This is a genomic window from Pseudomonas akapageensis (assembly GCF_011355085.1).
GTDB lineage: Bacteria > Pseudomonadota > Gammaproteobacteria > Pseudomonadales > Pseudomonadaceae > Aquipseudomonas > Aquipseudomonas akapageensis.
In genome coordinates, this window is record NZ_VXCP01000066.1 from 1 (window position 1) to 19617 (window position 19617).

Consider the following 19617-nt stretch of genomic DNA (forward strand, 5'->3'; position numbering starts at 1 on the left):
CCTGCGCTGGAGTCCCGTAGGGGCTCCTCCGGCGGACTTGTGATCTTGCGCCCGCTAACGAGCGTGAGCGCAGCCTGGCGGCAGCGGCTATGCCGACCGTGTTGCCGGCCCGTACAACTCCTCATTCCCACGCTCCGCGTGGGAATGCATACAGAGACGCGCCGCAAAGCGCTCTTGAAGGTCGACGCAGAGCGTCTGGCACGGCATTCCCACGCAGAGCGTGGGAACGAGATAATGATTGGATGCCAACCCCGGTGGGAGCGGGCTGCGGCCAGTCATCAGGGGCCGCTTCTGGCCGTTCTCTGCCGATCATTGCCACGCAGCGTGCTGGTCACATCCGATGCAATCGGTGGTCAGAACGAATGCAAATGACTGGTCAGGTCGAATGCAAACAGGTGGTCAAGTGAAGTGCAATTTCGCACCTCGGAGGGGCGGATGGCCTAGCGAGAGAAAAGCGGACAGCTCCGTCCTTCAGAGCTGGCCAGCCCTCTTCATCGCGCGCAAGCCTAGAGCCGCCAGGTCCAGTTGACCTTCGCCCTGGGCCATTGCCTCCAGCAAGGCATCGCGCAGGACGCTGGCGAACGGCAGCGGGACGCGCTTGGCCTCGCCGGCGCTCAGAGCAAGACCGACGTCCTTCAGACCCAAGGCGAGCTTGAACGCCGGCTCAGTGACGCGTCGCTCAGCGATCAGCGCGCCATAGCCTTTGTAGACTGGGGAGGCGAACAGCGTGTTGGTCAGAATCTCTAACAGCTCCGCAGCCTGAACGCCATGACCCTGAGCCAGGGCCGACGCTTCGCCCATGGCCTCAATGGCACTGATCAGCATGAAGTTGCCGGCTATTTTCACCACATTGGCCCGCACCGGGTCCACCCCCAGCGGCCAGCACTTCTGGCCCAGGACATCGAGCAGGGGTTGGACCTTGGCGACGGCATCCGTGGGACCGGCCACCAGGATGTTCAGCTGACCTGCCGCGGCGACCTCGCTGCGACCGAATACCGGGGCCGCGACGTAGGCCAGCCCGGTTTCGGCATGACGCGCCACCAACTCAGAGACAAACGCCACCGATAAAGTCGCCATGCTCAGGTGGATGAGTCCCGGTCGAGCGCCCTTTAACGCCCCGCTATCGAGGATAACCTCTCGGGTCGATTGGTCGTCCGCAAGCATCGAAATGACCACGTCGGCGTCGAAAGCCTCGGCTGGCGAATTAGCGACTTTGGCGCCTTGAGCCACCAACTCCGTGGTTACCTCGCGGGAGCGGTTCCAGACGCATACGTCGTGGCCTGCCATCAGCAGGTTGGCTGCCATCGGTCGCCCCATAGCGCCTAAACCCAGGAACCCAATTTGCATAACGATACCCTCCTCTTTTGGATGCCGATGTCAGACCTGGTTCTCTTCAAATGTCTGCATCGGCTTCAGAAATAACGATTCGGCGCGTTGCTTTGACCAGCTCTGGCAGCGCGGTTTTTTATACCCAAGTACATTCGGCTCAACTGATGGGCCTCGAGCCTTTTCGCGAGCATAGCTAGGTTGTCGAGCACCAAGGCGTCCGGGTCATCCATTTCGCGATGGATGTAGATATCGATGAAGTCCGGCTGTTCGATCATCTGCACGATGGAAAATGCCGAGCCGGGACTAGAACTCTTCGTGGTGCTCAACCTTGTCAGCCAGCTAATCTACCGGACCGGCAATATCGCTGTTTGACTGACCTCATTTGGAATAGGAATGGCAGCGAACGACGGCACGGCGCTCGCCGCACCGGCCTCGACGGTCACTCGACAGCTTTCAGGTAGCTGCGAACCGGGTCAAGGAACTCCAGGGTACGCGGAGCCTTCAGCAAGTTGGGGAGTATGGCTTCGTACTCCCTGCGATAGGCAACTTTCAGGTGGTGATCCCGGAAATGCTGTTCGCTGCAGGCCCAGGTTTCGAAGAGCACTAGGGTGTCGGGGTCTTCGACCGAACGATGCAGATAGGTGTTGATGAAATCGGGCTCCTTGGACATTTGATCGAGCACGTACAGCAGCTTGGTTTCGAGCTCTTCGCGATGTTCCGGCTTGCCCGGTAAGTGAACAATGAAGGCAATGGTCTGGCTCATGAAAATTCTCCAACGATAGTTGCCCCTGCCTCAAGCAGGGTTCGTATGAAGTGGTTCAACTCGCGGTTCGGTGTTCGTTCCTGCCCTCAGATACTGCCGTTTGGGTCTTTGTCGGAGGAACTGGGACCCTCTTTAGGTGGCTGCTCTTGAGAGACTCCACTGACCGAGGGCATCCACTCCATCGAGTGCCAGGCTTCACTCAGTGAATGGCCTGCGCCGACCTGCTTGGCGAACGGAACGAGTTGCTCGCCCAGCAGAATGCCGAGCAGACCAACAAGGGCGATGGTCGGCGGCGCCGGTGAGCGAACGCCCAACAACGCGTAGATCGTGCCGACCAGTACACCTGTTACCAGGGAAAACAGATAAATCTTCATGGTGATTCGGTTCCATAGCGCCCGAGCGGATAGCGGGATGGCCCTATGCCTCCAGGGACATACGGGCACGTCCACTCACGCGTTGAAGCCACCGTCGATGGTCAGGCTGGCCCCAGTCACGAAGCCCGCCTCCGGACCGGCCACGTAGGCCACCATTGCGGCGATTTCGTCTGGGTGAGCATGGCGCTGGAGGGCCATGATGCCGTGCATTGCCTCGGCGAAATCACCCACTTCCGGATTCATGTCGGTGTTGGTCGGGCCGGGCTGCACATTGTTGACAGTGATCCCCTTGGGCCCTAGGTCGCGGGCCAGGCCCTGCACCAGGCCTTGCAATGCCGACTTGCTCATGGCATAGGCACTGCCACCGGGGAATGGCATGCGCTCTGCGTTACAGCTGCCGATGTTGATGATCCGGCCTCCCTGCCCCATGTGCGGCACGGCAGCCTTGGCAGCGACGAAGACTGCTCGAACGTTGATCGCCAGGGTCTTGTCGAAATCCTCCAGCGTAAAGTCGTCCAGCGTGCCCAGCAGCAACACCCCTGCGTTGTTGACAAGGATGTCAATCTTGCCCAGCTGATGCGCCGTGGTATCGATGGCACGGGTGAGAGACTCAGCGTCGGCGACGTCGGCCTGCAGCGCAATGGAACGACCACCTGCGGCGGCAACCTCGGCCACCAGTTCGTTGGCAGCGGCAGCCGAGTTTTGATAGGTGAAGGCGACTGTGGCACCTTCACGGGCCAGGCGACGGACGATTGCAGCGCCGATGCCGCGTCCGCCACCGGTAACGAAGGCAACTTTGCTGGAAAGGGTCTGAGTCATGGCATGTCTCCTAATGAACAAGGGTGTAAAACGCGGGGTGGCGCCAGGGCTCCTGGGCCGCCTGGTTAATTACTAAAGACTAGCCGATACCGGGAACATCCCAGACTGGCCAACACCGGCAGGCAGCGCCTGATATGGTGTGCACGTCCTGATTGCCCCGGCATCGTTTCGCCCTGCCAGGTGTCGTGGATGGGACTTCTCTGGAGCAATTGAAGTTGTCTGGCATGAATGGTGGCTCATCCCATCGCGTATGATGTACCAGTATCTTGGCGGACTCGTTCGGCTTCATCGAACGTACTCGCACGGCAAGCCAAACCGGTGCGGGAGTCATCATCCACGCTCAGAAAACACGGACTTACCCTATGCTCCCTGACTGGGAAAAAGCGGACCGGCCCTCTGAAAAGGCTAGCAGGTCGTCGCCGGATGCAATCCGGGATATCGTTACTCATCTCCGGACTTAAACCGAACCGCTCCTCGAGTAAGTCTTCGTAAACTGCGAAGCTTATTGCGGTCGACTCGACGCCTAGAGGTGTCCCGCGCCCAGAATTTCACCGCAGTAGATGCCGGTTCCTGTCCATCGGTACGAGACCCTGAAGTGCTGGTCGGGGGACTAGACTGCCAGCGCGCCCACTTCCAGGCAGTGCGTCCCCGGGAGCTGGTGGCGTGGAGTTACGCCGACAATTTCGAAAGCGCGACCGTGCAACAGTTGGTGGCCGTGTTGGAGGAATGGCCGGCGAGGATGTGGCGGGCAGGAGTCCTTCCATCATACGCAGCAGGAATTTCATGAGCGGGCGAGAGTGTTCGCGCGGTTGAGACAGCAAAGCCGAGCGGTCCCGACGCCCTTGCCCGCCGCGAAGCGGGCTTCTATAAGTGTTTTCGGAGCAATATTCGGAATCAGGAAAGTGCGGTGTGTTGTTGCGAACCTTTTATCCCTGCCAGCGCACGATGTCCGGCCGCCATCTGGCGCGCCACGTCCGCAACTCGAACTCCGAGGTGTTCAGCCGTAAGCAGGTCCGCGCTCGGCGGTGCGACTTCAGCGCTGACATCGGCATCCGATTGCGCCGCAGCGCCGAGCCAGAAGCTATGACGGTTCAACATATCCTCAGTCGACTTGGAATTGTTGTGCCCCGGCGGCAAGCCCAGATTGACCCAGTGCATGCCATGCTGGGCGGCAAAGATCGAGAGCTGCTGCAAGGTCGCAAGTTTGTCGCCAGAACGTGAGGCCGCATTGGTGAAGCCGGCCGCGATCTTGTTGATCCATACGCCGCCCTTGGCGAACACTGTCCTCGAGGTTGCATCCATGAAAGCTTTGAACTGGGCCGAGGCGCTGCCCATGTAGGTCGGCGAACCGAAGATGATGGCATCTACACCTTCCAGGATTTCCCAGTATTGGTCGATGTCTTCCACACTGATCAGCAGGCTTTCAGTGTCGGCGACACGACCTGCGCCACGGGCTACAGCCTGCGCCTGCTTGGTGGTGTGGCCATAGCCACTGTGATAAACGACGGCAACGCGAGTATGGGTATTCATGACGTGTCCTCAAGGTTCAGGGAGCCCGCCAAGGAATTGGCTGCAACTTGAGGCAAATGGTGCGCGCCACTGCAGAACATTCTGTTGATTACACCCGACAGGCCGCACCTTTGACCTTGAGCCGGGCTCAAACGGGAATGGGAAGCCCCTGAATCAGTCGAGCGGCCAACGACGGTTGGCGCAGCTGCTCCAGCCACCACTCCATGGCGCGGCCCTGGTGATCACCCTGCCAGCCGACGTAAAGAATGTTCGGCTCACGCGGGTCGGTCATTTCCTTCTCTATCAGTTCCCCCCGCTCCAGCAAGGGCTGAACCCGATGGCGGGGCAACCAACCGACTCCCAGTCCAGCACGCTGGGCAAGCACTTTCGCCCGCATGCTGGGTACCGCCAAGGTACCTTGCCCCGCGGACACCCCGTAGGTGCGTCCCTCGGCATTGCGCGAGGTGTCTGCGACCACGACCGCCCGATGTTCCGCCAGCATGTCCCGGCTGACGGGCCGTTTGACGCGGGCCAGCGGATGCCTGGGCGAAACGGCGAATACCCACTCCATCACCCCCAATTCGAACCAGCGCAAGGTGGCGATCCTGGGCGGCTCATTGGTCGCACCTATCACTAGGTCCGCTCGACCATCGCGCAACGCCTCCCAGGTGCCACGCAGCACCTCGTGGGTAATGCGCAAAGGCACCCCGGACTTCAGGGCATCGAAGGACTGGATCATCGGCAGCAGGGTTTCGAACTCCAACACCTCGTCGGTGACGATCCACAACCGGCTTTCCCAGCCGCTGGCCACCTGCTGTACGCGCTGCCTCAGGCGTGCCATGTCCTGGCTGAGCCGCGCCGCCTCCTCCACCAGCAATTGACCAGCCTGAGTCAACTGCAGGCGATAGCGTCGACGGTCGAACAGCAGGGCATCGAAGCGCTCCTCCAACTGTCGGGCGGCATAGGAGATAGTGGAGGGAGCCTTGCCCAGTTTCACCGCAGCGCGGGACAGGCTGCCGGTTTCGCGGATGGCCTCCAGCAAGGCCAGTTCTTCTTGAGACAACATGTTCGAGGCCTTCGAACGTCTAGAACAAACCGATGGTACGTCAAACATCGCCGGCTCGTCCAACATAGAACCACGGTTGCCGCCTTACCCCGACAGCCACAGGGCCTGAGCCGGCCATCCTCCGGTGCGGGCACTCACCTTCCGCCACCGAGTACGACCCATGATCCAGTTCTACTTTCACCCCTCTCCCAACCCGATGAAAGTCGCCCTTCTGCTGGAAGAGTTGCAACTTCCCTTCGAGCTGATTGCCGTCGATACCTTCAAAGGCGAACAGCACTCGCCGGCTTTCCGCAAGGTCAATCCGAACGGCAAGGTGCCGGCGCTGGCTGACGGCGAATCTACCCTGTTTGATTCCCAGGCCATCCTTCTGCACCTGGCAGAGAAGCACCAGCGGTTCCTGCCCACTTCGGTGGAGGCCCGCGCCGAATTACTCTCATGGCTGTTCTTTATCGCTACCGGCCTCTCACCATTCTCCGGTCAGGCTGTCCACTTCCTCCACCATGCGCCTGAGGCGCTTCCCTATGCACGCAACCGCTACCTGAAGGAAGTCGAGCGACACTATGCCATTCTCGACGAACGTCTGGCCAACTCCCGTTACCTGGTCGGAGGGGCGTACAGCATTGCCGACATGGCGCTGTGGGGCTGGGCCAACTATGCGCCGTACATCTTTGGCGAGCAGGGCCTGGACGCCTACCCTAACGTCAAGCGCCTGTTCGATGAAATATCGGCCCGGCCAGCCGCGCAGCGCGCTCATGGCCTGAAAGACAAGGTGACCCTCAAAGCCGAGTTCGACGAGGAAACCCGCCGCGCACTGTTCCCGCAGAACACCTGACTGACACCTTCAATCGGTACAGCCTGGGCGTGTCGAGCAGTCGCCGCCTAGGCCGTAGTCCTGTTCGTCCCGGACGACAACGGAAAATACCCTGCCTGCAACACTGGTTTCGACAATTCTGGCGACCGTCCTCAGCCTCGGCGGTACTGCCTTCCATGAGTTGTCCGACCCGTAGCAACCAGCTCGGACAAAACAGCAAAGCGATGCTCGAGGTCAACGCAGAACAGATAGGACCGCTTGACAAAGGCATTGTCGGCATAACGCTTGAGCGTCCGGGCGACCAGCCTTGGAACAAGGGAAGCTTGTCGGGTAGAAAGCCCCGCTCAGAGTCAAGGATATTTGGGCCATCCGGGTAAGACTCCAGCTCGCGGAGAAGACACGGGAACAGCGCCTGCGATGCCTTCAGATCATCTGAATTCGGCAGCGCACCTTGCTTGGCTTCGCCCAGCGCAGCCTTGTCGAAAGTAGCGAGGCGTTGCGCCAGATTCGTCACGAAGGTATCTAGCTGCGCGTCCGGTAGCGCACGGTTGATCCAGCCGTAGCGTTCGGCGGTCGAGGCATCGAAGTCACCTGCGCCGAGCACGATCTCCAGGACCCGCGCGCGGCCAATTGTCGGGCCTAGGCCCCTTGTGCGACGGATGTGGCCAGCTGTTGCGGCGGGAGGACCTGGTGGGAGAGCAGAGCCCCGCATACACCAACGAGCGCGACAGCCGGCTCGGAGCCTTCAGAATCGCCAGGAGCGCCAAGAGCGGGGCTCAGGAAGAACAGGACTGCTAGTGGCCTGTGTGGTTGAGTCCATCAGTCAATTTCGGATGTCTGAAACTCCGGTACTGCGCTGCCGAACGGGCATCTGGATCACATACACGCCAACAAGAATTGCGCTCATCGCGATCAGATCCATTGCACGCAGCCCCTCCCCGACCAGTATGCCGATCAGCAACGCCACCACCGGTGGCAGGTACGTCACTGTCGAGGCTTGCACCGCCCCCATCCGCTGAACGATGTAGTAGTAGAGGACATACGCGATGCCGGTGCCGGTCAGTCCAAGACCGAGCACGAGTCCGCTCAGGGCGACGCCACTTTGGCCGATGTTGCTCAAGCCCGAATAGGGTGTCGCCACCGCGAGGATGAAGAGCGCCAATCCGACCTGATACGTGGATAACGCGAGGGGCGCGATTTCCAGGTTCGACATGAAACGCCTGGCATAGACGAACGAGCTCCCGAGGCTGAGCGACCCCAGGATCATGTAGCCCACGCCCCACGGATCGAGCCCGCCGGCACCGGTGCTCCAGGGACGAGCGATCAACAGCACACCCAGGAACCCCAATACCACGCCGACGATCTTTCTGACGTTGATCGACTCTTGCTTTAGAAACAGCGCCGTCAGCACAAATGTAAAAAGCGGGATGGCACCGCTGAGCATGCCGGCGACACTGGACGGCAGCAGTGCGGTGCCCTTTGCGAAGGCGTAGTAATACAACGCTGTCGCCAATATCGACATGACAAGGAAATGGGGCCAGTGACGCAGGTGTTGCTTGCGCAGGACGCCGCGATAAAGCGCGAGCGCCAGGATCGGGAAGAAACCGAACAGCACTCGCAGGAACACGATCTGGATAGGACTGATCAGTTCGGCCGCCCACTTCATGAAAATGAAATTGCTGCCCCAGATCAGGCCCAGCGATGCAAACGCTACAATGGCAGAACGCTCTATCGATTTCATGCTCGACTCCATTGGGTTGGCGGCCAATGGCATAGACATTAGGCCCTTCACTCTCCAGCGACTAGCCTGTAGATTCGCAAGGAATCCTTTCACAGGTGAGAGACCATGGACCGACTCGAAGCCATGGCCATCCTGGTGGCCGCTGTAGAAGCTGGCAGTCTCTCCGCCGCCAGCCGTCAGCTGCGCATCCCCCTCGCCAAAGTCAGCCGCCGGGTCTCGGATCTTGAGGACCACCTGGGCATGCGCCTGCTCCTGCGCGGCAACCGCAAACTTGTTCTGACCGATGCAGGGCATGACTACGTCGCCTCATGCCGGCGGATCCTGGCAGAGATCGCGCAAGCCGAGCGAACTGCTTCTGGCGAATATCACGCGCCGCAGGGGAGTTGATCATCAGTGCGCCCGCGATCATGGGCCAAATGCATGTTGTGCCCGTTGTGGTGGAGTTTCTCCGAACCTATGCGGACATCCGTGTGCGCTTGCAACTGACCGATCGGAACGTGAACCTCCTGGAGGAGCACGTCGATCTCGCTATACGCTTCGGCGAACTGCCCGACAGCAGTATGATCGCCACCCGTGTCGCGTTGCTTCGCCAGGTGCTGTGCGCGAGCCCCACTTACGTGAAAGTCCGCGGCGTACCGACGAAGGTATCGCATGACTGTGTGACGTACGAAGGCTTCTGGACCGGGAACTATTGGGCTTTCGGTACAAACGCAATTCCACAGGCGATCCGTGTCTCTTCGCGGCTCGTCGTGGACTCGTCCGAGGCGGCGATCATCGCCGCAACAGCCGGGGCCGGAATCGCACGAGCATTGTCGTATCAGGTGGATAACCTGGTGGAAACGGGCGCATTGGTCACCTTGCTGGAGGCGCATGAACCTGCGCCCATGCCCGTCAACCTGATCTACCCCAGCCAGCGCCAGGTGCCGCTGAAGTTGCGTGCTTTCCTGGACTTCTCGGTTCCGCGATTGAGAGAGCGGCTCGGCTACCAAAGTGCGTAGTCAGCCATGCTGTGGGAATGTCATTCATGGTTTTCGACAGGATCCGGGCCTGCCCTTTCACTGGTGAAAGGAATGCTATCGAACTTGATGGCTAGTGGCCAAGACCCAACGGGTCTAGCTTTGACCACGCGGATGGCTCGCTTGCCATGATTCGTCGAACCAGCCGCTCCCCAATGCAACGGGTGGGATGGCGCGCATCGAGGCGTCGAAATCCAGTGAATCCATCCTCCCGGACAATGGAGGTCTTGTTGCATCTCCTTCGACCTTTAGAGTATCTGAACATGCCCCTCGTCAGGATTTCACTAATCAAGCGCATCGACGGACTGTCCGCAGCCATCGGCAGGACGGTTTATCAAACCATGAAGAACGTCCTCGGCGTTCCAGACAAAGACAACTTTCAACTGATCGATGAGCATTCCTCTGACACCTTTGTCTACGACCCAGATTACCTCGGGATCACCAGGACGCAGGATCTTGTCATCATCCAGATCACGCTGAATGAAGGACGCACCACCGCGGCGAAGAAGTCTTTCTACGCTGAGCTCGCCCGGCGACTCAACAGCGAACATGGCATCAGGCTTGAGGACGTCTTCGTGAACCTGGTGGAGGTCAAGAAGGAGAACTGGTCGTTTGGCCTTGGTATCGCGCAGTACGCGGATGAAACACCGACATGAACAAGCGCATCCACGCGACTTGAGAATTTTGTGAAAGGATTCCTTTCGAATTTGCCGGCTAGTGGGCGAGGCCCAATGGACCTAGCTTAGGCGCGGTCGGTTCGATTGCCCTCATTCATCGAACCACCCGCCCCTAACCAAATGAACCAGGAGTTTCCCATGCTTCACTATACAAAAACCGCTCGCCAATTCTCTGAAACCGGTTTCCCTGGCATACGTTCGTCTGCCATCTGGGGAGAAAATGGTAATGGCTCGGACTTCATTGAGTTCAAGGCCGGCGCCCGTTTTCCGCTTCACGACCATGAAGGTCAGGAGGAAGTCCTCATCCTGTCGGGACGGATCCGAATGGGCGACCTGGTGATGGAGGCAGGCGACTACCTGAAAATCGGACCCGGGGAGGAACACGACGCGGAGGCACTCGAAGATACGCTGTTCTTCCTTGTCCATCTGGGTGGAATTGTGATCAAGGAATGACGTCGGCCCATAAACTGACATAGAAACAGACATTCCCCCAGCGCACTGATACAGGCTGCCAGACCAATACGTTCGAACTGTCGCGACACTTTCAGGCGTGCTGCGGGGAATGCTACAAAAAAGCCGATGTATTATGGCGCTCACTGGGTGATGTGCCATCGTACATCGGCGGTTAAACACTCGTCGGGGATCATTCCACGGCGTGACGACCCGCAGCCATCTGACGGGCTACCTTTGCCACACGGGCACCGAGGTGTTCGGCAGTCAGCAGGTCAGCTTTCGGTGGACCGAATTCAGCACTGACATCCGCATCAGACTGGGCTGCTGCACCGAGCCAGAAGCTGTGGCGGTTCAGCATGTCTTCTGTGGTTTTGGTGCTGTTGTGACCCGGTGGAAGACCCAAGTTGATCCAGTGCATACCGTGCTGCGCGGCAAAGATAGACAGTTGCTGCAAGGTTGCCAGTTTGTCACCGGAACGGGATGCGGCATTGGTAAAACCTGCCGCAATCTTGTTGCCCCAGACACCACCTTTTGCGAAGACAGTCCGCGAGGTCGCGTCCATGAAGCCTTTGAACTGGGCGGAAGCACTACCCATGTACGTTGGAGAGCCGAAGATGATTGCGTCAACACCTTCCAAGGTTTCCCAGTATTGGTCGATATCGTCAACACTGATCAGCAAGGCTTCGGTCCCGACAACACTGCCTGCCCCTTTAGCAACGGCCTCAGCCTGTTTGGCGGTGTGACCATAGCCACTGTGGTAAACGACGGCAACACGGGTAATGTTAGTCATGGTGCAATCCTCGGTAGAGATCAGTAGGTCCGCCCATGATTGGTTGCGGATTGAGAGTAATCATCTGCCGATACCATTCGAATGACGCACCAAGTTTCGGGCCTACTCGTTCGATGATTTGGAACATACTGTCGAATGAAGACCTAGCCCCAACGGGTTCAGTAAGTGGCGAGTGGCTGGGAGAGCCGGCTGTGGATCGATTGCGGCCCCTCGCGACAGGCAGTTGTCAGTTGAAAGCCGCCATTTGTGAACCGCAACTTTCAACTCAAAGTTGACTTTCTGGTCCAAGCATCAAAATCGAAGTTCTACCGAAAGCCATGCTTTGAATGAGCGCCGCTTTAGACCGCCTCGCTTTCATTGACCGACAACGAAGCAAACATTTCAGCGCGGCAAACCTCAAGGATCTCATCCGCCAACGCGGAATCATCCGGGCAGGCGCGCGACAAAATAATCGCGCCGACAGCTCGAGACAGCAGGTCGATCATTTTCTTTCTCCCCTCACCAGGCGCGGCATCCGGCCCCGTCGGATATTTCCCCCCCAGAGTTTGCAGGGTGTGCTCGATCCCTTCGGCAAAGGTCGCTTTCAAATCATCCGATTGACGCGCCGCGTCGCCGCACAACGCGGCCATGGTGCAACCACTGCCACGTCCGTCACGATGCTCTCTCGTCACATAGACGCCGATGAAGCCTGGAACATCGAGCGCTTCCGCACCTTGCAGCGATTTGGAAAGGCTGCTGGAAGAAGCTTCGGCCATCAAGTCGGCCTTCGAGCCGAAATGCTTGTAGAAACCTCCGTGGGTGAAACCGGCAGCCGCCATGAGATCAGACACACCGACGCCGTCAAATCCGCGCTCACGGAATAGCTCAGAGGCCGTCTCAACGATGTGCTCCCGATTGGTCTGCGCCTGGGCCTTGGTCACTCTCACGTGCAATACCTCATGTCCACTGGGAAATCATGTGCCCAATGATACATAGATGTTGATCATAATCAAAACCGCTGCCGGTATAGATTTCGATCATCATCCTGATAGCGAGAAGAGCCGCACTTAGTCCTCGGAGTTCGCGATAAACGGCAACTGGATAATTGACTTCACCGCAATCCCCGCCTGGAGCCGGACGGCCCGCTCGCGGGGAAGGATTGGGATCCCATGTCCTCCGCTCCAAAGCATCGGAACTCAGGAGGACAAAACTTCTGAGCGTTCATGCGCCGTATCCTTGCGTCCTAGCAGTTGCTGCCAAGCGAGTTGTTGCTGGACTTCAGCGACTGCATCCAAGACTCTCTGCGCCCAGTTCACATCATCAGGACTTACTACAACGACGCGAAAACCGTGGTCATAGCCTTCAATCTTCACGCCCTCGGAATCATCGACATGCAAGTCGATATCGAATGCTGGCGGAAATTTCGAGGGAGAGTTCGACAGCCCATGCACCGTCAGGGCACGGTTATGCCGAACACTGTTGACCACACCGTCGACACGGATGCCGTATAGTAATAGCCAACGCCTGATGTAGGACGGTGTCCGACCGGACGAGGTGTAGACCCAGATACTGCAGCCCTGGCGACGTAACTCCTGGGTCAGGGAGCGCGTTCCACTGCGCAACGGCTCGCCCAGCCAGCGATGAACAAATACCGGCAGCCTGTTTTGCTCGGTTGCGCAGTGGTGGGGATGACAGGCCAACGTGTCATCTATATCAAACGAAATACGTATGCGCTGACGCCTGAACAAGTACATCGGGATAAAACCTTTGATTGTTTGCCATCCCTTAGCGTAGGAAATTCGGCTTTTATCAAAAGCTGGACACCTTCTCATCAAGCGCCCTCCTGATAGACGGACAATTTTTTTCCGTTCAGGAAAAACTTCTTAGGTTCAGGTGCCTGTTCTTCCAGGAAGGCTGCATATTTTTTCTTGATCTTGGGGAATTCATACAACGCCTTGACACCATGCTTGGCGGAGTTCCGTATCACCGATGACGGGTTGAAGTAACCCTCAGCGTTGTCTAGCGTCAGCACGAACGGAGGCAGCCCTGCGCGCATGAGTAAATAGCTGACGATCAGCGAACCACTGCGGTTATTGCCTTCAATGAACAATTGCGGCTTGCTCAGAATTCGAACATAGACACCGGCAGCACGCTTCCAGATTGATTCACTGCGGTACGCGCAGTACCAATTGTACAAGTCCTTGATTCCACCCTCTCTGTTGTTGAAAAAGTGCTCCTCGGTGGCAGCAAGGTGCTGAGCGAATTCCAGTCGGCTAGCAGGGGCTCGACCGCAGAGAACCGTGGCATTGATTTCCAGCATCAGATTCAGTTGCTGAAGATCAAACAGGTCGACACCACGTGCGACGTAGTCGTCAATCAAGGCATAACCCTCAAGCACGTTTTGCAACACTTCGTCAGTGAAGGGATCACGAGGCTCGGTAAAGTGCTTGCTAAGCTCAGCAAAGCGGCCCTGCACCTCACGCAGTGCGCGTTCAATCGCTGACAAATCAAGGCGACGATTTGCGGACATAGGCAATCCTGAGGAATGGTGAGTGAGACGAAAAAACGACTGCATACATACAGAAACCGTTTACACCCTGGCGGCATGCAGCCTTGACCGGACGTCGTCGGCTAGCTGAACTTGCCGCTGATGTAGTCCCCTGTCATCTGCTCCCGTGGACTGTCAAAAATCTGCGTAGTTGGGCCCATCTCAACCAGATAGCCGGTGCGCGTGCCCTGCGAAATATCCACCGAAAAAAATGCAGTTGTATCAGCAACACGGATTGCCTGCTGCATATTGTGGGTTACCAGAGCGATCGTGTAATCCTTCTTCAACTCGACCATCAGCTCCTCGACACGGCGGGTGGCAATCGGGTCGAGTGCAGAGCAGGGCTCATCCAGCAACAGAACCTTCGGTTCGGTGGCGATGGCGCGAGCGATACACAGGCGTTGCTGTTGACCGCCGGAGAGGGACAGGCCGCTGACTTTAAGCTTGTCCTTGACTTCATCCCACAGCGCGGCGCCCTGTAGGGCATGTTTTACGCGGTCACCCAGATCGCCCTTGTAGCGATTAAGGCGCAGACCAAAAGCGACATTGTCGAATATGCTCATCGAGAACGGGTTCGGCTGCTGAAATACCATGCCGATGTAGCGGCGCACGACCACTGGGTCAACGCCCTTGCCGTAGACGTCTTGCCCCAGGAAATGCACGTGCCCCTCAAAACGAAAACCTCTCACCAGATCGTTCATCCGATTGAGGCTGCGCAGCACAGTGCTTTTTCCGCAACCGGAAGGGCCGATGAATCCCGTGATCTTGTTTTTTTCGATTGGCACATGGCTGTCACGTACTGCCATGAAGTTGCCATAGAAAATCTTGTCCAGCTTGCAGTCCATGACCACTGGTGCCTGGGTCTCGAACGGGGCGGTTTTTTGCTCAGGTAGTACTTTCACGATTCAGAAGCTCCCATTCTCAAAACTTCGGCTTGCCGAAAATACGACTGACAATATTCACGAAGAGCACGATGAGCACCAATACCAGCGAGGCCGCCCATGCGAGTTCGAGCTGGTTGTCGAAAGGCATGCCGGAAAAGTTATAAATCAGCACGGACAGCGATGCCGTCGGGTTCATTAGCGCCAGATTGCCTTCGTGATAGAGCCAGTAGTTGCTGAACAGCGCAGTAAACAACAACGGCGCCGTCTCGCCCGCTGCCCGCGCTATGGCCAGCATGACGCCGGTCAGGATCGCCGGCATGCCGGTAGGCAATACGATTTTCCAAATAACTTGCGTGCGTGTGCATCCCATGCCGTAGGCGGCATCCTTCATGATCTTGGGTACCATCTTCATCGACTCTTCAGCCGTAAGCACGACGATCGGCAGCATCAGTACTGCCAGTGCCACGCCACCCGCCGGTGCCGAGTACGTACCAGTGGTTATCACCACCAGGGCGTAGGCAAAAACACCGGCCAAAATCGAAGGCAGTCCCGTGAGTATCTTGGCGGCGAAGCGCGTGGCGTTCGCCAGTTTGCTGTCCGGCCCTAGCTCAGCCAGAAAGATGGCAGCCATGATGCCGACCGGAACCGCGATCGCTGCGGCGATACCGACCATGACAAAGGTGCCTGCCATCGCGTTGCCAAAGCCGCCGCCAGTCTCGAAACCGGTAGGAGGGAGTTCGGTGAATACTTCCAGGCTAAGGCGAGCACCGCCCCGTGTGATCAGCATGTAGAGCACTGAAATCAGAGGCACGCTGGCCAGTAGAGCGCCCCCCCAGACCAGCGTAGTCAAGACCAGGCTGCGCAGGGCACGGCCTTCAAACTTGCGCTGTAGACTTGGCACAGGGTCTGTACGAGAAGTGAGGTCTCTCATCATTTGTTACCACGCTGGGCATAAAACATGAACATGGATCCAATGACATTCACGACTAAAGTGATCAACATCAGTATCAGCGCGGCATACATCAAAACCTCTATCTCGTTCGGCCCCGCTTCGGGAAAATTCAGAGCTAACAAGGCTGCCAGCGTATTGGCCGGAGCAAACAGAGAAAGGGAAATATTGTTCGCGTTACCTACCAACATGGCCAGGGCCATCGTTTCACCCAGTGCCCTTCCCAAGCCCAGCACCAGTGATCCGAAAATGCCCGTGGCAGCGGATGGCACCATCACCTTGAGAATCGCTTCCCAGTGGGTGGTACCCATGCCATAGGCTGCCTGTTTGGTTCTCATCGGTACGCCAGTGAGGGCATCCTGCGAAACGGCAGCAATGGTCGGAAGAATCATGATGGCGAGCACCAAGGCCGCAGGTAGCAGTCCCGGGCCACTCAAGGACGTGCCGAAAAAAGGTATCCAGCCAAGTTCGCTGTGCAACCATGCCGTCAGGGGCCTGATCGCCGGGATCACTACATAGATTCCCCACAGGCCGTAAACGACGCTGGGGATAGCCGCGAGTAATTCGACGATGGTGCGAAAAACCGCTGCAAGCTGGGCGGGCAGGAAATCCTGGGTCAGGAAAATCGCCATGCTGATGCCGAAAAAGCCTGCAATCATCAACGCGATGAGGGCGCTGTAAAGCGTGCCCCAAATGGCCGGCAGAATGCCGAACTTGCCCTGATTAACGTCCCAGACGCTACCCAAAAGCACGTCCAGACCGTGATTTTCCATGCCTGGGACTGCCTTTCGCCCCACCTCGTATATAAGGGCAAATACCACCCCCAGAACCAGAACCACCCCCACACGTGCAAGCGCACGAAAGGTGCGATCAACCAGAAAATCCTTTGCAGAAGGTGGTTGGCAGGCAGAGTCCGGATTTTCCGGTACCACGAATGGGCTGTTCATAGGCTAATTCCAAAGCGTGGAGGAAACTCGCCCGGCGAGGTAAACAGCCCACGCCGGAAGAGGCCTAGCGAGCGTCACTGGATGTTGGCAGAAGCTTTTCGAACCTGATCGATGACCGATTGCGGCAAGGGGATGTAACCCATCGAATCGGCAATTTTCTGCCCCTCGGTCAGACTATATTCGACCATTTCACGCATGGCTTTAGCCTTGGTCGGGTTCTCATTGTGTTTGCGGAAGATCATCCAGGTGTAGGAAGTGATCGGGTAGGACTTTTCACCTTCTGGATCGGGCAGCCAGGCCACCAGACTGTCCGGCATCTTCACCGCAGCCAGAGCCTCGGCACCGCTTTGTGCGTCCGGCACAACGTAATTCCCGGCCTTGTTCTGCAACTGGGCAAAGTCAACCTTGGCCAGTTTGGCGAAGCCGTATTCGATGTAGCCAATGGCCCCTGGGGTCTGGCGTACGGTGGCCGTCACACCATCATTCTTGGGCGATTTGATGAATTTGTCACTGGCCGGCCAATTGACGGTGTTGCCTTCACCTAACGCCTGGTTGAACTCTGGGTTAATTGACGCAATGTGCTTGGTGAATACCGCAGTAGTACCACTGGAGTCTGCACGCACGACAACCGTGATCGGCATATCGGGCAGTTTCAATTCGGGATTGGCCGCAACGATCTGCGGGTCGTTCCATCGAGTGATCTTGCCCAGGAAGATATTGGAGTAAGCATCACGTGGCAGTTTTAGCCCTTTGGGACTGTCCGGTAGATTATAGGCCAGCACGATTTCACCCGCCGTCATCGGCAGCAACTGCACGCCCTCGGCAACCTTGGCAATGTCTTCGTCTTTCATTGCCGAGTCACTGGCCGCGAAATCAACGGTTTTGTTCAGGAAGTCTTGAACGCCCGCGCCACTACCTTTGGACTGGTAATCGACGGTGACGCCTGCGGTTTTTTTGCTGAAATCCTTGAACCAGGTGAGGTAGATCGGGGCCGGAAAACTGGCGCCTGAACCCGTCAGGCGGACGCTTTCCTCTGCAAAAGACAATGAGGTGGCACAAAGTGAAACCGTAAGGGCGAGCGCAGCGGACTTCATCAAACGATTCATCGACGCAACTCCTCAAGATAATGAGCCACCATACTCTGCACCGACTTTGTTACGATTTTATGAACTTGAATGGCAAAAATCTGGCTCACGGACTCGCCTGCCCCGCCCGCTAACGTCTGACAGTTTCGCGTTAGCAACCTTGCCACTTGCGAACCGTTGATCGTCCCGACAATACGGTGAAGGTACTCGCTCAGATGCTGGATCCCTTGGTAGAGGACCAAGGCTTGGACTGTTCATCACTACCGAGATTGCAAACACTCTCGACTGACACCGGAGCATCACATCTAGCGTCGTCGCAAGATTGCCAGTTCAACCCAGATGGACATGGGCGAATCTCCAGCTTAATCCAAAATCGACGGGAAATCGGATCGATTGAGAAACTGGCAAATTTTTTTTCACCAAAGCGGCAGGTCATCCGCTACCGGCATCTGGCTGGTCACCAGCACAAATCTCCAGCTGTCACCGTATTGTCACTGAGCTACCTCAGCAATGCCCTAAAATCAGTAGGCATCAATAGCGGAGACCGGACATGCCTAACAACACGTTGATCCAGCGCATTCACCGCGAACTCATCGATCAAAGCGACGAGGAGCTTGAGCTGGAGCTGATCGAGGATGCCGAAAACCTCGACCAGTTGTTAGATCGCGACATCCCAGAATCCCCGGAGAAGGAAGCCCGACGTCATTACTTTCGCGAATTGTTTCGCCTTCAGGGCGAACTGGTAAAACTGCAGAGCTGGGTAGTCAAGACCGGTCACAAAGTGGTGATCATCTTTGAAGGCCGCGATGCCGCCGGCAAGGGTGGTGTGATCAAGCGCATAACCCAGCGGCTTAACCCTCGGGTATGCCGGGTCGCCGCACTGCCCGCGCCGAACGACCGCGAACGTACTCAGTGGTACTTCCAGCGTTACATTTCGCACCTTCCAGCAGCAGGTGAGATCGTCCTGTTCGATCGCAGCTGGTACAACCGAGCTGGCGTCGAGCGGGTTATGGGCTTCTGCGACGATGATCAATACGAAGAGTTCTTTCGTACGGTGCCGGAGTTCGAGCGCATGCTGGTGCGCTCTGGAATCCAGGTGATCAAGTACTGGTTCTCGATCTCCGATCAGGAGCAACACCTGCGTTTCCTCAGCCGCATCCATGACCCACTCAAACAATGGAAGCTCAGCCCTATGGACTTGGAATCCAGGCGCCGCTGGGAGGCCTATACCAAGGCCAAGGAAATAATGCTGGAACGTACCCATATCCAGGAAGCGCGTTGGTGGGTTGTACAAGCCAACAATAAAAAGCAGGCGCGTCTCAACTGTATCCATCATTTGCTGAACCAGATGCCCTACGAGGAGGTCGAGCAACCCCAAGTGGAGCTACCCCAACGTATGCGTCACAAGGACTACGTGCGGACTCCCACACCGTCGGAGCTGATCGTTCCTAAGGTCTACTGATCCAATCAATACACTTGATGTCACATGTCGACGTTGGTTGACGGGCACCCTATCGCATCACATCGGAATTGCAATTAGCTGCCTGACTGAGGTCAACGGTACAGTTCGTTCTCGCGAGTGCCCGCAGAGACCGTATTGGTTCCATACGCAATGTCACTTTCCAAAGCAACTACCATTTTCAAGCACATCTGGTCAGTCAGGCTACTTTCACGTATTAACTACACTTTCCTCTAGCCTTGAGGAGTGATCATGATCCATCTCTTTCGTGTCAACGAAGCGCGCCTGAACTGGACTTGCCCCTGCAAAACTGGACACCAACTCCCCGTTAAATTGATGCGGCCGCCAAGCGCCTGAACTCCCTCGGTGAACGATATTTCAAGGCGCTGTGCGGATGCTGCTCGTTGTAGTGCTCGAA

Annotated in this window: 21 protein-coding genes and 2 pseudogenes; 7 read left to right on the forward strand and 16 right to left on the reverse strand. The window is 57.4% G+C overall.

The annotated features are described in order from the left end of the window. Positions 1-471 precede the first annotated feature (471 nt). The 7 genes and pseudogenes from F2S13_RS28495 to F2S13_RS28525 form a co-directional block, all read right to left on the reverse strand. Positions 472-1347: an NAD(P)-dependent oxidoreductase gene (locus F2S13_RS28495; protein WP_166367220.1), complete on the reverse strand. Its 876-nt coding sequence runs from the start codon at positions 1345-1347 to the stop codon at positions 472-474. 65 nt (positions 1348-1412) lie between these two features. Then, complete coding sequence (locus F2S13_RS28500; RefSeq protein ID WP_166367221.1) at positions 1413-1610, reverse strand: hypothetical protein; 198 nt, start codon at positions 1608-1610, stop codon at positions 1413-1415. Between the two features lie 158 nt (positions 1611-1768). After that, the gene (locus F2S13_RS28505; protein WP_166367222.1) at positions 1769-2092 is read right to left on the reverse strand and encodes a putative quinol monooxygenase; all 324 of its coding nucleotides are present in this window, start codon (positions 2090-2092) and stop codon (positions 1769-1771) included. A gap of 203 nt (positions 2093-2295) precedes the next feature. Beyond that, a pseudogene (locus F2S13_RS29935) lies at positions 2296-2466 on the reverse strand (DUF1427 family protein); the annotation flags it as partial. Between the two features lie 75 nt (positions 2467-2541). Beyond that, complete coding sequence (locus tag F2S13_RS28515) at positions 2542-3285, reverse strand: SDR family oxidoreductase (protein ID WP_166367224.1); 744 nt, start codon at positions 3283-3285, stop codon at positions 2542-2544. 894 nt (positions 3286-4179) lie between these two features. Next, positions 4180-4815 (reverse strand): flavodoxin family protein, encoded by a 636-nt coding sequence (locus tag F2S13_RS28520; protein ID WP_166367225.1) that lies wholly within the window; start codon positions 4813-4815, stop codon positions 4180-4182. 127 nt (positions 4816-4942) lie between these two features. Then, on the reverse strand, positions 4943-5860 hold the full coding sequence (locus F2S13_RS28525; protein WP_166367226.1) for a LysR substrate-binding domain-containing protein: 918 nt from the start codon (positions 5858-5860) through the stop codon (positions 4943-4945). A 163-nt stretch (positions 5861-6023) separates the two neighbouring features. On the opposite strand from F2S13_RS28525, the gene F2S13_RS28530 reads away from it, so the two are divergent. Continuing rightward, entirely contained in the window at positions 6024-6692 is a 669-nt protein-coding gene (locus F2S13_RS28530) for a glutathione S-transferase N-terminal domain-containing protein (protein ID WP_166367237.1), read from the forward strand. 203 nt (positions 6693-6895) lie between these two features. Beyond that, positions 6896-7101: pseudogene (locus F2S13_RS29735) on the forward strand (hypothetical protein); the annotation flags it as partial. A gap of 393 nt (positions 7102-7494) precedes the next feature. On the opposite strand, the gene F2S13_RS28540 reads toward F2S13_RS29735, so the two are convergent. Continuing rightward, positions 7495-8412, reverse strand: a complete 918-nt coding sequence (locus F2S13_RS28540; RefSeq protein WP_166367227.1) for a DMT family transporter — start codon at positions 8410-8412, stop codon at positions 7495-7497. Between the two features lie 105 nt (positions 8413-8517). Between F2S13_RS28540 and F2S13_RS29565 the strand changes: the two genes are divergently transcribed. From F2S13_RS29565 to F2S13_RS28555, 4 genes are all read left to right on the forward strand, one after another. Further along, positions 8518-8799, forward strand: a complete 282-nt coding sequence (locus F2S13_RS29565; RefSeq protein WP_246238034.1) for a LysR family transcriptional regulator — start codon at positions 8518-8520, stop codon at positions 8797-8799. Next, complete coding sequence (locus F2S13_RS28545) at positions 8796-9410, forward strand: LysR substrate-binding domain-containing protein (protein WP_246238035.1); 615 nt, start codon at positions 8796-8798, stop codon at positions 9408-9410. The genes F2S13_RS29565 and F2S13_RS28545 overlap by 4 nt, the downstream gene beginning before the upstream one ends. Before the next feature lie 281 nt (positions 9411-9691). Further along, on the forward strand, positions 9692-10084 hold the full coding sequence (locus F2S13_RS28550) for a tautomerase family protein (protein WP_166367228.1): 393 nt from the start codon (positions 9692-9694) through the stop codon (positions 10082-10084). 159 nt (positions 10085-10243) lie between these two features. Next, entirely contained in the window at positions 10244-10558 is a 315-nt protein-coding gene (locus tag F2S13_RS28555) for a cupin domain-containing protein (RefSeq protein ID WP_166367229.1), read from the forward strand. A gap of 190 nt (positions 10559-10748) precedes the next feature. Here F2S13_RS28555 and F2S13_RS28560 read toward each other — a convergent pair whose 3' ends face one another. The 8 genes from F2S13_RS28560 to pstS all read right to left on the reverse strand — a co-directional run bounded on the left by F2S13_RS28560 (position 10749) and on the right by pstS (position 17761). After that, entirely contained in the window at positions 10749-11339 is a 591-nt protein-coding gene (locus F2S13_RS28560; protein ID WP_343047649.1) for a flavodoxin family protein, read from the reverse strand. Between the two features lie 347 nt (positions 11340-11686). Beyond that, entirely contained in the window at positions 11687-12274 is a 588-nt protein-coding gene (locus tag F2S13_RS28565; RefSeq protein WP_178119059.1) for a TetR family transcriptional regulator, read from the reverse strand. Positions 12275-12523: 249 nt separating this feature from the next. Then, positions 12524-13081, reverse strand: a complete 558-nt coding sequence (locus F2S13_RS28570) for a hypothetical protein (RefSeq protein ID WP_166367238.1) — start codon at positions 13079-13081, stop codon at positions 12524-12526. Between the two features lie 77 nt (positions 13082-13158). Then, entirely contained in the window at positions 13159-13857 is a 699-nt protein-coding gene (locus F2S13_RS28575; protein ID WP_166367232.1) for a hypothetical protein, read from the reverse strand. A 101-nt stretch (positions 13858-13958) separates the two neighbouring features. Next, the gene (pstB, locus tag F2S13_RS28580; protein WP_218584131.1) at positions 13959-14720 is read right to left on the reverse strand and encodes a phosphate ABC transporter ATP-binding protein PstB; all 762 of its coding nucleotides are present in this window, start codon (positions 14718-14720) and stop codon (positions 13959-13961) included. Between the two features lie 76 nt (positions 14721-14796). Continuing rightward, complete coding sequence (gene pstA, locus F2S13_RS28585; protein WP_166367233.1) at positions 14797-15690, reverse strand: phosphate ABC transporter permease PstA; 894 nt, start codon at positions 15688-15690, stop codon at positions 14797-14799. Continuing rightward, positions 15690-16655: a phosphate ABC transporter permease subunit PstC gene (gene pstC, locus F2S13_RS28590; RefSeq protein WP_166367234.1), complete on the reverse strand. Its 966-nt coding sequence runs from the start codon at positions 16653-16655 to the stop codon at positions 15690-15692. The genes pstA and pstC overlap by 1 nt, the downstream gene beginning before the upstream one ends. Positions 16656-16729: 74 nt before the next feature. Then, positions 16730-17761, reverse strand: coding sequence for a phosphate ABC transporter substrate-binding protein PstS (pstS, locus tag F2S13_RS28595; protein ID WP_166367235.1), 1032 nt, complete (start codon positions 17759-17761; stop codon positions 16730-16732). A 529-nt stretch (positions 17762-18290) separates the two neighbouring features. Here pstS and ppk2 point away from each other — a divergent pair. Continuing rightward, positions 18291-19202, forward strand: a complete 912-nt coding sequence (gene ppk2, locus F2S13_RS28600) for a polyphosphate kinase 2 (protein ID WP_166367236.1) — start codon at positions 18291-18293, stop codon at positions 19200-19202. Positions 19203-19617 lie beyond the last annotated feature (415 nt).